At 43.2% G+C, this 13,620-nt stretch carries 12 protein-coding genes and 1 tRNA gene; 9 read left to right on the top strand and 4 right to left on the bottom strand.

Going from position 1 to position 13,620, the window contains the following annotated elements; all coding sequences use genetic code 11:
* Window positions 1-26: 26 nt before the first annotated feature.
* Window positions 27-97 (bottom strand) — tRNA-Gln (locus tag HMPREF1536_RS16320).
* Between the two features lie 225 nt (window positions 98-322).
* Between HMPREF1536_RS16320 and rsfS the strand changes: the two genes are divergently transcribed.
* The 3 genes from rsfS (at window position 323) to HMPREF1536_RS16305 (ending at window position 3,717) form a co-directional block, all read left to right on the top strand.
* On the top strand, window positions 323-682 hold the full coding sequence (gene rsfS, locus HMPREF1536_RS16315) for a ribosome silencing factor (RefSeq protein ID WP_028726312.1): 360 nt from the start codon (window positions 323-325) through the stop codon (window positions 680-682).
* Window positions 683-711: 29 nt separating this feature from the next.
* Window positions 712-2,745 (top strand): ATP-dependent zinc metalloprotease FtsH, encoded by a 2,034-nt coding sequence (gene ftsH, locus HMPREF1536_RS16310; protein ID WP_044191349.1) that lies wholly within the window; start codon window positions 712-714, stop codon window positions 2,743-2,745.
* 138 nt (window positions 2,746-2,883) lie between these two features.
* Window positions 2,884-3,717 carry a phosphatidate cytidylyltransferase gene (locus HMPREF1536_RS16305; RefSeq protein ID WP_028726311.1) on the top strand — a complete coding sequence of 278 codons (834 nt, stop codon included), beginning with the start codon at window positions 2,884-2,886 and terminating at the stop codon, window positions 3,715-3,717.
* On the opposite strand, the gene porT is transcribed toward HMPREF1536_RS16305, so the two are convergent.
* Complete coding sequence (porT, locus tag HMPREF1536_RS16300; RefSeq protein WP_028726310.1) at window positions 3,704-4,405, bottom strand: type IX secretion/gliding motility protein PorT/SprT; 702 nt, start codon at window positions 4,403-4,405, stop codon at window positions 3,704-3,706. The genes HMPREF1536_RS16305 and porT overlap by 14 nt on opposite strands.
* 111 nt (window positions 4,406-4,516) lie before the next feature.
* On the opposite strand from porT, the gene HMPREF1536_RS27130 reads away from it, so the two are divergent.
* The gene (locus HMPREF1536_RS27130) at window positions 4,517-4,687 is read left to right on the top strand and encodes a DUF362 domain-containing protein (protein ID WP_007658993.1); all 171 of its coding nucleotides are present in this window, start codon (window positions 4,517-4,519) and stop codon (window positions 4,685-4,687) included.
* A 98-nt stretch (window positions 4,688-4,785) separates the two neighbouring features.
* Here the strand turns inward: HMPREF1536_RS27130 and HMPREF1536_RS16295 are convergent, their stop codons facing one another.
* Window positions 4,786-5,148: a DUF3276 family protein gene (locus HMPREF1536_RS16295; RefSeq protein ID WP_028726309.1), complete on the bottom strand. Its 363-nt coding sequence runs from the start codon at window positions 5,146-5,148 to the stop codon at window positions 4,786-4,788.
* Between the two features lie 224 nt (window positions 5,149-5,372).
* On the opposite strand from HMPREF1536_RS16295, the gene nusB reads away from it, so the two are divergent.
* The 5 genes from nusB to HMPREF1536_RS16270 all read left to right on the top strand — a co-directional run bounded on the left by nusB (window position 5,373) and on the right by HMPREF1536_RS16270 (window position 8,846).
* Window positions 5,373-6,299, top strand: coding sequence for a transcription antitermination factor NusB (gene nusB, locus HMPREF1536_RS16290; RefSeq protein ID WP_028726308.1), 927 nt, complete (start codon window positions 5,373-5,375; stop codon window positions 6,297-6,299).
* Between the two features lie 62 nt (window positions 6,300-6,361).
* Window positions 6,362-6,673: a preprotein translocase subunit YajC gene (gene yajC, locus HMPREF1536_RS16285; RefSeq protein ID WP_007658999.1), complete on the top strand. Its 312-nt coding sequence runs from the start codon at window positions 6,362-6,364 to the stop codon at window positions 6,671-6,673.
* Window positions 6,674-6,685: 12 nt separating this feature from the next.
* Entirely contained in the window at window positions 6,686-7,699 is a 1,014-nt protein-coding gene (locus tag HMPREF1536_RS16280; RefSeq protein WP_028726307.1) for a YbbR-like domain-containing protein, read from the top strand.
* On the top strand, window positions 7,692-8,291 hold the full coding sequence (gene coaE / locus HMPREF1536_RS16275) for a dephospho-CoA kinase (RefSeq protein WP_028726306.1): 600 nt from the start codon (window positions 7,692-7,694) through the stop codon (window positions 8,289-8,291). The genes HMPREF1536_RS16280 and coaE overlap by 8 nt, the downstream gene beginning before the upstream one ends.
* 105 nt (window positions 8,292-8,396) lie before the next feature.
* Window positions 8,397-8,846, top strand: coding sequence for a DUF5606 family protein (locus HMPREF1536_RS16270; RefSeq protein WP_028726305.1), 450 nt, complete (start codon window positions 8,397-8,399; stop codon window positions 8,844-8,846).
* Between the two features lie 71 nt (window positions 8,847-8,917).
* Here the strand turns inward: HMPREF1536_RS16270 and HMPREF1536_RS16265 are convergent, their stop codons facing one another.
* Complete coding sequence (locus HMPREF1536_RS16265; protein WP_028726304.1) at window positions 8,918-13,615, bottom strand: T9SS type A sorting domain-containing protein; 4,698 nt, start codon at window positions 13,613-13,615, stop codon at window positions 8,918-8,920.
* Window positions 13,616-13,620 lie beyond the last annotated feature (5 nt).

Raw genomic sequence — 13,620 nt, 5'->3', positions numbered from 1 at the left:
AAAATAAATTTCAAACCTTTTTTATGTTGTTCTACCAGGGCTCGAACCTGGAATTTCAGGACCAGAATCTGACGTGTTACCATTACACCATAGAACAGTTTTTGTTGTCTCGAGTAGTATGTTTCTCGATTACGGGTGCAAAGATACAGACATTTTTTATATCTGCAAATATTCTGCGAAAAAATTTTGTCAAAATAAACATTTTCATCTTTTCCCTGTTTTGAAAATACAGGGTTTATACATATATTAAATAGAGAAAGCATGTAATAATAAATATAAGAAGTATATTTGCAACTTCGAAATATTATTCAATAAAAAATAGATGGATCAAACAAAAGAATTAGTAAAAACAATTGTAGAAGGTCTACAAGAAAAAAAAGGCAAAAATATTGTAACCGTAGATTTAACCCAGTTATCAGGGGCAGTATGCCAGTACATGGTAATCTGCGAAGGAAATACTCCCACCCAGGTATCAGCCCTGTCTGATTCTGTATGGGATTTTGCGCGTAGAAATGCAGGTGAAAAACCACTGTCTATCGACGGCAATCAAAGTTCCTTGTGGATAGGTATGGATTATGGCACGGTTCTTGTACATATATTTACCCCGGAACAACGTGAGTTCTACAATCTGGATAATCTATGGTCTGACGCTAAAGTCACCCAGATTCCGGATCTCGACTAAGGCCGGATTAATATTATCGAATTCAAAGTATGGAAAATAAAAACGACATGTTCAACAAAGCACCGAAGAACAATAAGCCTAAGATGTTCCGGTTCAACCTGTATTGGATGTATGGGCTAATTTTCATGATGCTTATTGCTTTGTATCTGACTAACGACTCTTCGGCGTCAAAAGAACTGGGATGGACTGAATTCCAGAAGCTGGCACAGGAAAATGTATTCGACAAAATGGTTGTCTACAACAAGAAAAACCTGGTTGAAGCCAGCGTTAAAAGCGGTCAAAAAGGATTAGTATTTAAAAGTGACAGTGCCGCTTTGGGAACAAACCCGAAGGTGTACGTAAAAATACCGTCGGCAGACAAATTTTCCGATTTCTACGATAAAGCGGTTACCGATAACCATATCGACACCCAGGTGCGCTTTGAAGAGGGAGACGATGCCATATGGAACTTCCTGGTTTCATTCGGCCCCATCATCCTGATCATCGTTGTATGGATTTTCCTGATGAGAAGAATGTCAGGAGGTGCTGGAGGTGGCCCGGGTGGCGTTTTCAGCGTCGGTAAGGCTAAAGCACAACTATTCGACAAAGATAATGACCGGAAAGTAACATTTAAGGATGTGGCAGGATTGTCGGAAGCCAAGCAAGAGGTGGAAGAAATCGTTTCCTTCCTTAAGAGCCCGGAAAGATATACGGAACTGGGAGGTAAAATACCTAAGGGCGCCTTATTGGTAGGCCCTCCGGGAACAGGTAAGACATTGCTGGCCAAAGCGGTAGCAGGCGAAGCGGATGTTCCGTTCTTCTCCCTTTCAGGTTCCGACTTCGTTGAGATGTTTGTCGGTGTGGGTGCATCACGTGTTCGTGACCTATTCCGCCAGGCAAAAGAGAAATCTCCGTGTATCGTATTTATCGACGAGATCGATGCTGTTGGCCGCGCCCGTGGCAAAAATGCCAATATGAACAGTAATGATGAACGCGAAAACACATTGAACCAGTTGCTGACAGAAATGGACGGCTTCGGTTCCAACAGTGGAGTAATCATCTTGGCTGCAACCAACCGTGCCGATATTCTGGATAAGGCCTTACTTCGTGCCGGACGTTTCGACCGTCAGATCAGCGTGGAATTGCCCGACCTGAACGAGCGTAAGGAAATATTCGGCGTACATTTACGCCCGATCAAGATAGACGAGAGCGTGGATGCGGAATTCATGGCCCGTCAGACTCCGGGATTCTCCGGTGCCGACATTGCCAATGTGTGTAATGAAGCTGCATTGATCGCCGCCCGTAGCGATAAGAAGTTCGTTCAAAAAGAGGACTTCATGAACGCTATCGACCGTATCGTCGGCGGTTTGGAAAAACGCTCTATGATAACGACGGCGGATGAACGAAAGAGCATTGCTTTCCACGAAGCCGGCCATGCTACATTAAGCTGGTTCCTCGAACATGCCAATCCGTTGGTAAAAGTAACCATCGTCCCCAGAGGTAAAGCGCTGGGAGCTGCCTGGTATATGCCGGAAGAACGTCAGATCACCACCCGCGAACAGATGCTGGATGAAATGTGCGCAACTTTAGGCGGACGTGCGGCAGACGAATTTTTCCTCGGCAAAATAACAACCGGAGCATCCAACGACCTGGAACGTGTAACCAAGCAAGCTTATGCAATGGTCGTTTACTTCGGTATGAGCGAAAAACTGCCTAACCTGAATTATTACGATTCAACCGGTCAGGACTGGGGATTCACCAAACCGTACAGCGAGGAAACATCCCGCATGATCGACCAGGAAGTACAAAAGATCATCAGCGAACAGTATGAACGTGCCAAGAAAATCCTGTTTGAAAACAAGGAAGGACATCACGCATTGGCACAGGTCTTACTTGAACGGGAAGTGATCTACACAGAAGATGTAGAACATATCTTCGGTAAACGTGCCTGGGTTTCCCGTTCGCAGGAAATTCTGGAGTTACAGGAAAAAGCAAATAACAGCAAACAGGAACAGGCTGCTGCCAACGAAAATGACACCCAGGTTTCACCTGCAGGTGACAATACGGCAGATAAAATTGCCTGACCCATTCGTCTCTGAAAAATAAAATGAGGCCGGATAGTTCTTTATTGAAGATACTATCCGGCCTCCCTGTTTATATTTGGATTTATTCTTTATCTTTGCACGAAAAATAAATCAACAAACGAACTAAACAATACGGCTTTGAAAAATCTGATAATACGAGCACTTACCGGTATAATCTTCGTTGCAGTTCTGGTCGGAGCGATCTGCTACCACCCGATATCTTTCCTTGTTATATTCAGTTTGATCACCGGATTGACGGTATGGGAGTTTTGCGGTCTTGTAAAACATTATGAAGACGCTTCCATCAAACGATTTATCAGTTCGCTGGGAGGAGCCTACCTGTTTGCTGCCACATTTGCTTATACCAATCAACTGACAGATGGAATGATCTTTCTCCCCTATTTGCTATTCCTTATATATACGTTAGTTGCCGAACTATATTACAAAGCTCCGAATCCGATCAACGACTGGGCTTTTACTTTTTTCGCCCAGGCGTACTGTGCTGGAACATTCTCGATGCTGAACTTCATTGCCGCCATTCCCGACACTCCGGGAACGATCGCCTATTCGCCGCTATTCATTATGGCTATTTTCATTTTCATCTGGTTGAATGACACAGGCGCTTATCTGGTTGGTTCCATGATCGGCAAAAGAAGATTATTCGAACGCATATCGCCCAAGAAGTCATGGGAAGGATTCTTCGGCGGACTGGCAGTTGCCTTAGGCGCCTCGCAGGCATTGGCTTGGTATGCACCCGAAATCAGCTGGTATAACTGGTTGGGATTATCGGCAACAGTAGTCGTGTTCGGAACTTGGGGCGATCTGGTTGAGTCTTTATTGAAACGTACATTAGGCGTAAAAGACTCCGGCCATCTTCTTCCCGGTCACGGTGGTATGCTCGACCGCTTCGACAGCCTGATGCTGGCAGCTCCTGCCGCCTATATCTATATAGAACTCTTTATTCGAAATTAAACGTCAGCACGACCATACGGGAAGTAGCTTTCGATAATGCATTCGGATATTTGATCAATTCTTTATCCGTCAGGTCGCTGCGGTCTTTCTGCAACAGGTCTACCAGGCCGAAACAGAATTTCAGCTCCGGACACAGTTTAAAGAACGGCAGGTAGATATCGCATCCGATACCGAACTCCACTCCGAAATCAGCCCCTTTAAGCAGAACAGGCATTCCCTTTTTACGTCCGAGATCCATAGCTCCGTAAATCCCGCCTATCAGGTAAGGGCGGTAGTTGTTTAACCGGAGAGCGGAATATTTCACATCCAACGGAAAACTGAGAATCGTAGAGCGCACGGAAGTAGTGAACTCCTCCCCTGTCTCCTGTTCACGAAACATAAACTTTTTATCCCCGAAATGGACAGTCGGTATGAAACGCAGGTTAAAATAAGGATTCAGATACATATCCCCGATCACTCCGACACTGAAACCCGGCGAGTAACTGGGTATTTCGGCAAACCATATTTGGCCATCGGTAGTAACACCCGAATTTGTCAACAACATATCCTGCGCATGCAGTCCGACATGGAATCCTAAATGGAGCCATTTCAAATCGGCATACGGCTGATTCTTCACCTTCTCTTTTTGCGCCAGTACACCCGGTACGGCAAGGCTACATACCAATAATAGAAATAATAGACGTCTCAACTCTCAATCAATTTTGAATTATAACGAAAAAGATAGGAACTTATTGCAGAAATACAAATAAAACTCTATTTTTGCACCAACTAATAGTTATCAATTTAAACGTTTAAGAAAATGGCTTATTTAATTAGTGAAGATTGTATTGCTTGCGGTACTTGTATTGACGAGTGTCCGGTAGGAGCTATCTCAGAAGGTGATATCTATCATATCGATCCTGAAATGTGTACTGATTGCGGAACTTGCGCAGATGCATGTCCGACCGAAGCAATTCACCCGGTTGCATAAACCGCAGTAAAATAGGCAACCGAAAAGGATACCTATAAAAGATAACGAGCAGTTTGTTCTTTTAAAGAAAAACTGCTCGTTATTATTTTCACCCCTTCTTAAAAATCGATGTTCAGCTTTATCTCATCCGAACCATCGTCTGTCTTTGTCTCCGTACCCGGGGCTTTTACGTTTAAATCTTCAGAGTTATGCTGTTTGATGTAATTGATTACATCATTCATTCCCTCCATAAACTTTTCAAAATCCTCCTTATAAAGGAAAATTTTATGCTTCTCAAAAGATACCTGTGTTCCGTTTTTAGGCTGCACCTTCTTACTTTCGGTTACAGCCAGGAACAAATCGTCTTTTAAGTTCTTCTTCACATCCAGGTAATATATTCGTTTACCTGCCTTTATAGCTTTAGAGTACAGAATCTCTTTATCGCCACCTTCAACCTGTGTTTTCTTCACCGACTCATCCATATAGCCAACTTTTGTTAAATACCGACCCGTTTATCATAACTTGCTTCAAATATGTGCATTTTTTTTTAAACAACAACTATTTTAACTCATCAAAATGTATGATTTTACGTTTCAAAGTGTAAAATAACAACTAACGCACATAAAATTAAGTAAACCCGAACCCTTTTATCAAAAGAATGACTAACTTTGCAGCCTAAATTTATAACAAGTAGTTCCTTCAAACGATGATCAACAGAATTTTAATCCGCATTAAAGTTTTACAGATAGTATACTCATTCTATCAAAATGGAAACAATGACCTCAAAGTAGCGGAAAATGAATTGCTTTTCAGCTTACGGAAGTCGTATGATTTATATCATTATTTTCTTCTTCTAATTATCGAAGTCACCAACCTACAAAAACGGACACTTGACGTCAAAAAGAACAAGTACATGCCGACTCATGCGGAGTTAAACCCGAACACTCGTCTGATAGACAACCGTTTCGCCGCCCAGGTGGCTGAAAACGCGGCACTTCAGAAATATGTGGCTGAGCAAGGTCTGTCATGGGCGAACGATGAAGAGTTCGTAAAGAGCGTTCTCGACATCATTCTGGCTTCAGACCTGTACAACGAATATCTGGACAACGAGAACGATTCTTATGAAACAGATAAAGAGTTCTGGCGTTGCGTATTCAAAAAGCTGATCTGCGGCAACGAAGTTATCGAAGATTTCCTGGAAGATAAAAGTATCTATTGGAACGACGATATCGAAATCGTTGAAACATTCACATTAAAGACAATCAAGAAGTTCGAGGAAAAGAACGGAAGCAAGCAGGAATTGTTGCCGATGTTCAAAGACTTGGAAGATCATTCGTTTGCGATCAAACTGTTCCGCCAGACCTTACTGAAAGGCGCCGAATACCGCGAACGCATCAACAATCATATGAAAAACTGGGAAACGGAGCGTATCGCCAATATGGACTTGATCATCATGCAGGTAGCACTGGCTGAAATCATGACTTTCCCGTCGATCCCCATCAACGTAACACTGAACGAATACATCGATACGGCAAAATACTACAGCACGCCTAAAAGCGGTAACTTCATTAATGGAATATTAGATTCTATTGTTTCGGAGTTAAAAAAAGAAAAGGTATTGCTCAAAGATTAATTATTATACTTACATTTGTACCTAGTCAAATAGGTATAAATTTATAAACGAATATAGTGAATATGAGCTTAGTTAGTATTTTACTCCAGGCTGCCGGAGGCCAGTCACAGTGGTCAGGCATCCTTATGATGGTAGTTATTGTTGCGATTTTCTATTTCTTCATGATCCGTCCGCAGCAGAAAAAGCAGAAAGAGATCCAGAAATCCCGTGAAGCATTGAAAACGGGTGACAAAGTAATCACAGCCGGCGGTATCTATGGTAAGATCAAAGAAATCGGTGACACTTATATGCTGATAGAAATCTCAGACGGCGTTCGTATCCGTGTAGATAAAACTTCTATCTTTGCTTCTTCAGAAGACGCACAGCAAAAATAAGAAACAACAAATATGTCGCAGCTTGATAGAATAAACCAATCGTTCAAGTCTGCCCGGATAAAGATTAATGCTTTTCTGCGTCGTCAAAGATGGAAAGAAGCATTAATCTTTTTCTCTTTCGTACTATTGTCTTTCGGCTTTTGGCTATTACAGAGCTTGCAGCAAGAATATGAAATAGAGATCAACATTCCGGTCAGATACAAGAACATTCCACCGGATATTTCTTTTACGGGAACACCACCTCAAGAGGTCGTTGCAAGAGTAAAAGACAAAGGAAGTGTTTTGCTGAACTATTCCTTCGGGCGTTCGTTTGCCCCTATCGAAGCAAATATGAAAAATCAGGCGGAGAAAAGCGGTTCTTTATCAATCGCCAAAAAGACTATACAAAGCGACATCCAAAAGCAGTTGTTGGCTACCACTACTTTAATGGGGTTCGAACCTCAACTTATCGAAGCGGCCTACAGCAAACGCATTAAGAAAGATATACCGGTCGTTTTCAACGGAACGATACAAACAAACCCGGGCTTTCATGTGTCCGGAAATATCACAATCTCTCCTGCCAGTATCAGCGTATATGCCAGTGATGTGGTACTCGACACGCTGAATCAGGCAAAAACCGTATTCACGGAGATAAAGAAAGGCAATAAAACGGTGACCAAAACGATCCAGTTGCAAAAGGTAGACGAAGCGACTTATGATCCGACAAGCGTCACCATAACAATTCCTATCGAAGAATTTACGGAAAAGACATTGGAGATACCTGTGCTCTGTACAGATCTGCCTCCGCATTATACCTTGCGTACTTTCCCTTCAATCGCAAAGGTGACATGCAGCGTTCCGCTATCCCGCTTCAAAGACTTGTCGGAAGATGCTTTTGAAATCAAGTTTTCTTTTAAAGACCTGGAACAAAACGTATCGGGCACCTTACCTATTCATCTGACTAAAAAGCCGGATTGGGTAACTTCTGCAACTCTTGTTCCGGATAAAATAGAATTCATACTGGAACAAAACAACCTACATGATTAAAATAGGCATAACCGGTGGTATCGGAAGCGGCAAATCTGTTGTTGCTTCCTTATTAAACTTATACGGCATACCTGTCTACGTGGCAGATACCGAAAGTAAACTACTCACAGCCACCTCCCCCGTGATCAAAGAAAAGCTGACCGCTTTATTCGGCAAGGAGCTCTACACGGATGGAGGACTGGACAAAAGACTATTAGCATCGTATATATTCGGTAATCCGGAATACCTGAAGCAGGTTAATGCCATCATACATCCGGAAGTCGACCGCCATTTTACCGAATGGACAAAAAGGCAGTCGTCGGAGTTCTGCGCCATCGAGTCGGCCATTCTTTTTGAGTCCGGCTTTAATAATGCAGTAGATAAAAGCCTGATGATATATGCACCGCTGGAGCTTCGCATCCAACGGGCTTTATTGCGCGACAATGTATCCAGGGAAGAAATCGTAAGCCGCATCAACAGCCAACTGCCGGATGAGACTAAAAAAGATCGGTCTGATTATGTGATCCATAACGACGACAAACAGGCATTACTCCCTCAGGTTGAGATTTTTTTGGCTTCGCTTCGAAATAATCCGAGCGAACAAGCAATTTAAATCACTCCCTATTTCATATTTTTCTTTCCGATTGTATCGGTTAAATCGTATAGTTATGCTACATTTGCAGCTTTAAAGTTTAACACTATTAGAAAACGAAGTATTATGTTGAAGACTATTTTGTCTATTTCGGGAAAACCGGGATTATTTAAATTGGTTTCCCACGGAAAGAACATGCTGATTGTCGAATCGCTGACAGATAAGAAAAGAGTACCTGCGTATGCAAAAGATAAAGTGATCTCATTAGGTGATATTGCTATCTATACAACTGAGACAGAAGTACCTTTGCACGAAGTACTTACCAGCGTAAAAAATAAAGAGAACGGAGCAAAGGTAACCGTACCTTCCGATTCGAAAGAACTGCGTACTTACTTTGCAGAAGTATTGCCAGATTTTGATCGCGAAAGAGTATATCCCAGCGATATCAAAAAGCTTTTAAGCTGGTACAACATCCTGATCGGCGCAGAAATCACAGATTTCACTCCGGAAGAAGCACCTGTCACTGCAGAAGAAAAAGCTGAAACAGAAATCAGCACCGAAGAAAAAGCTGAATAAAAATATTCAATCAGTATAAAAAGCGACTGTGTCAGGTTTTTGAAAACAAGATGACACAGTCGCTTTTTTATTTACACAATAACCTTAAAGTTACGAACCGTACCGCCTTTCAATGTAACTTTCAGTATGTTTATGCCTGTGCGAAGAGGTATTCTCACTTCTGCTATTGCCGGAAACTTTTGACTATGAACCTTACTTCCGTTCAAAGTATACACTTCGACATAAACAATATCCGGACTTGATGATTTAACTATCGCATGCTCGTCGGCCACGGTTATATACACATCCTTTTTATCAACCGGCTTTATAGCTGTTGCCAGTTTCTGCTTCAATGCAAAACGTCCCACATTCGTGCTTACCCCCTGCAAAACAACTTCCTCCTGCAAAGAGTAATGGATACCCGTTTTTTTATCCAACAAAACATAGTCAGCCGCATATCCCAAGCCATTATCACGGAAACACAAAGTCAGCGTATCATTCTTTTGCAGACACATGCCTAAGGGTATTTCAGTCGCTCCATTCACACCCAGTATATCGTAGGCTTGCTCATCCTGCACAGTAAAGATTGCCAGCGATGGTTTTATTTCATTGTCAAACAATGACTCCACTCCCGGCTCTACATCGAATACGGATGAATTCCCTACCAACAATGTACTCGCCTTTACCGAAGCATTTTCGGCTTCAATTTTCAGGAACGGGATTCTGCCAGCACTTTCAGGCTGATGCTTCAACATCGATTGCGGAGATGCGAGCAACATATCTTCAGTAAAAAGAATATCTGTCGTTGTAGCCTCCGCTCCCAACTCTACAAAGAAAGACTGCATAGGAGCGATTGCCGTAATATCAGCCGTACCCAAGAGTTGGGCATCTACCGCCACAACTGTATTCGCAGTATTCCCATCGTAGATTTTGATCGATTGTACATCTGTATTTCCTGCCAGAAATGCCTTTACATCAATATGACTCATAAATGGATTTCCTACCAAAAAATGGCTGGTAGATTCCTCTGCGGTAAGCGTTACCGACAACGGAAGCGCATTCGTATAAACCGTTCTCGTTTCATCTTTATAAGAGAATATCGGATTGTTTACGTCCTCGCGCTCATAAATGAAACGTCCGGTGATATCCTTGGCTAACGTTTCTGTAATGTTTAATTGCGATTGATCGAAGTCGCTGAAATAATTGTATTCCGTATGCTCTTTCGGGAAGCGGAAACGAAATCTTTGTTTAGCAGACAACCGCCCGTTATCCACCCAAAGAGAAAAACCATTACCCGGTCGATATAAATGTGCCAGATGGTTGAAATTTTTCGACCACTTAGTTGTCGTAATAGCCAAAGTTGTTTCCGAACCATCCATTAAACGTCCTTTTGCAGTAGTAGCCCAAAGTCGTTGATAGACACGCGGATTAAAACGGTTTTGAGGAGTATTATCGGCTGTCAACTCCGTGAAATAATCGCCGGTATGTACCCCATTCATCAGGGCCGGAATAAACATATCACCCGTATACATGTTCGTTAACGGGGCTGAAAGCATATAATAACGATTCGGAACAAGCTCCATTTCAGCCCATGCTTTCCGGTAGTTCAGCCTCGTAGTTTTTTCGACAGCGGCACGAGGTTCAAAATGAATATACCGGCAGCAATACTTATCAAGCGCATCCGGCACGACTGCTTCATCAAGAACCGGATAAAGCTTGGCATTACTTGGAATAATTACATCTGTGCAGCAATAAGGCGAACCGTCCGTCCAATTATCCCATTTATTCCAATCAGTATTCGAAGCAGTTGTCTTCCAGGTTGTCCGGGTAGGATGTACGCTGTAATCGACGGCGGTCAGCGGTTTGCCACTACCGTCGTAAAAAACCATTTGATGATGGCCGGGCGTCTTTGTCACATAAGAAGCGGTAAAATATCCCTGCTCATCTGAAGTAATCTTGATGAAAGGTATGCTCGGTTCGCTGAAATAAATATAATAATCGGTACTTATCGTACCTTTCCCGCTGACAGTGATCGTTTCACCAACGCAGACATCGTTAATCACAATATCCCCGATTGACGTATCACACGACTCCGGATCCTGACAATCAGGAATACCATCGTTGTCGACATCATTACGCAGGAAAAGGCCAAAAAACCGCTGTATATCGAGTGCACCGACAATATTCGCAATTGTCATCCTCACCTCGTCATAGCGTTTTTTAGGCTGCATAAACAGATAATTCTTGTCGCCAAATCCAATTACATCTGCCCCCAAAACCTTCCAGTCTGTAAATTTATCCCCGGTAGAAACGCCTTTATAAAATGTTTCGACCGTCATCCAGTTGCCGACATTGATAGCAGCCGTATACGTTTTATTATCCACCACAATACCCAATTGATGATGATAATCGAGTGTCCGTCCCATATCGACAGCAATCGTTGTTCCTCCTCCGACTGTTACGGTATTTGTCAGCGTCATTGCCGTATTCAGGTCACTATCGACCAAATACCCCAAATTGTCTGTCACATTGGCAACGGCAATAGCACTTCCATACTTCGTTTCATCCGCATTGATGGTTGTACCGGTAACCTCATGAGAAAGGACAATCGAACCACAACCCAATGGGTCGTTACAGTCAGAGTCGGCTTCTTCCGAAAAAGCATAGTAAATATTCATTTTTGAAGCCCCCAGATTCAATACCCCGGAAGTCCAAAGCATAAACTCGTCAAACTCAATAAAATTTCCATCACTATTTACTGCCGGTACCTCTATGCTGTATCTTACTTTTAGTGCTTGATCCGAACCGGCAATCCCGGCAGAAATAGCATTTGACTCTTCTATCACATGACTATAAACCGGCACTTTATCATTATAGCAACGTATTTGAAAAAATTGAAGTAAACTAAGATCCACTCCCGTAGCCTGAAACTCGACAATAAAACCAATCCGTATCGGTTTTTCCACCTGGACTCTGTCAATCTCTTCAAAACCGCTATGTATAGGACTTCCGTCTTTAGTTCTAATACCAATAATTCTCAAATCGCTCGCAATATTGAGCCCACTGGTATAAGTTGCGTAATTACCCAACTCCGCATCAATAATATTTCCCGGATTAACCAAATCACTTACAGAAATAAGCGAACCGCTCGTTTCATAAATTGTATCAGAAAGCTCATACCCGACATTTCCTGTCGTCGGATCCATGTCATCTATAAAAGGATTACCACACTGTTTCTCCAAACCATTAATCCCGCTGGTAATCTCCAGTTCTTCATAACAACCATCGGAAGCAGTAGCCCGAAAAACATACGTGCCTTTTTGCAAACCCGTTACATACCCTCCGGGAGTGACCTTCACATCTGCCGGAGGAGTCTCAGGTTTGGATTTCTCCAATGTCCAGGTCACACTGATATCCGGATTGGATTGGAGCTGGATACTGGATTGCGTTTCGCAAAGATTCATGTCGACCGACGGGTTGATAGGGCAATGATGATCTACATCCGGTTTCTCGCGAATAAAACCGTAATGAATCCCCATCATCCCCAGGTTAATACCGATAACGGTATGAAAACGAAGCTCCGCCCCTGAAAAATCCTTTGTCGCCGTCACCGAAGCAATCCCGCTTCCCCCTTTGGCAACACTCAGATTCAGCACCCCTGCCGAAATGGTTTCCTCCTGTATGACATCCCCGTTACGATCGAAAAGCAGCAAACTGATCCATGCCCCGGCATCCAATGCCAGGGCGGAGCCGAACAGATACTTAAAACCGACTTCAGTACCGGCTTTGTATATTTCATTCTTCGTCCCGTCTTTCATCCTGAATTTAGCACCTCCCTGATAACCTATGACAAGAATAGGTGTCAACGAAGCATAATCATCATAATCGGCATTGGTCATTTTTTCCACCTCGGCTTTTACAAATGGGAACGGGATTCCTAACAATACCGGATTCCACCCCTCCATCTTCTGCAATGCCAACCCCGTGTTTCCCGTGTAAGTCTGATAGGCCGGTATACCATTCTCCGTATTTTCTGTAATCGTAAACTCGCGTGCCTTACCCACGAATGCGTATTTTATTTTCAATATATCACCGACAGAAACCTGCACACCCCCCGAACGGTCGAGAGAAATCTCGTCGAAAACCCAATCGGAAGTAGCCGTCAACGTTATACAGGCTTCGTCTGAGCCCGGCACTTGAATCAACGACAGGTTAACCCCCGCTCCATCCTGGCCTTCTTCCACCACTTTTGTTCCCACCAACTCTCCTTCCCGGTAAAAGCCTATCGACAACGCCTTGATAATATCGAGCGACAAGACGGCATCCCCCGAAGAGGCCACGATGCAATACCCCGCCTGCGTCCCTTTGGAATAATAATTTTTCATATCCCGGATACTAACGATCGGATCGACTGTCACCCCTGCCCCCACTACACTGGGAAAAGTTGCATAATCCCCCAAATCATCATTCGTCAAATTACTCATATTCTCATTCCACGAACCTACCCCGACCACGTTGATCAGTTTGTTGACAGTACAATGCCTTCCGGTCAACGCCCGGCGATTGTTCATATAATGGATGCTCAGGTTACCATTGTCGTCACCCGCAACGCCATTAACCGTCGGGTCTTGATCCTGGAAAATAATCTTTTGGGGATGCGAAGCGACAATAGAGTCCATCTCTTCCTTACTGGCAAAGAAACGATTGTCGACTGCATAAACACGGCCTGCCTGTCCTCCCCAAAAGAAAAGGAACAGCAAGATGATATATAATACATTATTCTTTTTCATAACAA

This window comes from Parabacteroides gordonii MS-1 = DSM 23371, assembly GCF_000969825.1.
In the GTDB taxonomy this organism is placed as follows: domain Bacteria; phylum Bacteroidota; class Bacteroidia; order Bacteroidales; family Tannerellaceae; genus Parabacteroides; species Parabacteroides gordonii.
Note: the sequence above shows the minus strand (reverse complement) of the source record. Positions and strands in the feature narration are given on the sequence as shown.

Bases quoted from the DNA above. Each gene is read 5' to 3' on its own strand.
- rsfS (WP_028726312.1), top strand. From the start codon at position 323: ATGGATCAAACAAAAGAATTAGTAAAAACAATTGTAGAAGGTCTACAA.
- ftsH (WP_044191349.1), top strand. From the start codon at position 712: ATGGAAAATAAAAACGACATGTTCAACAAAGCACCGAAGAACAATAAG.
- HMPREF1536_RS27130 (WP_007658993.1), top strand. From the start codon at position 4,517: ATGGCTTATTTAATTAGTGAAGATTGTATTGCTTGCGGTACTTGTATT.
- HMPREF1536_RS16295 (WP_028726309.1), bottom strand. From the start codon at position 5,148: ATGGATGAGTCGGTGAAGAAAACACAGGTTGAAGGTGGCGATAAAGAG.
- nusB (WP_028726308.1), top strand. From the start codon at position 5,373: ATGATCAACAGAATTTTAATCCGCATTAAAGTTTTACAGATAGTATAC.
- yajC (WP_007658999.1), top strand. From the start codon at position 6,362: ATGAGCTTAGTTAGTATTTTACTCCAGGCTGCCGGAGGCCAGTCACAG.
- HMPREF1536_RS16280 (WP_028726307.1), top strand. From the start codon at position 6,686: ATGTCGCAGCTTGATAGAATAAACCAATCGTTCAAGTCTGCCCGGATA.
- coaE (WP_028726306.1), top strand. From the start codon at position 7,692: ATGATTAAAATAGGCATAACCGGTGGTATCGGAAGCGGCAAATCTGTT.
- HMPREF1536_RS16270 (WP_028726305.1), top strand. From the start codon at position 8,397: ATGTTGAAGACTATTTTGTCTATTTCGGGAAAACCGGGATTATTTAAA.
- HMPREF1536_RS16265 (WP_028726304.1), bottom strand. From the start codon at position 13,615: ATGAAAAAGAATAATGTATTATATATCATCTTGCTGTTCCTTTTCTTT.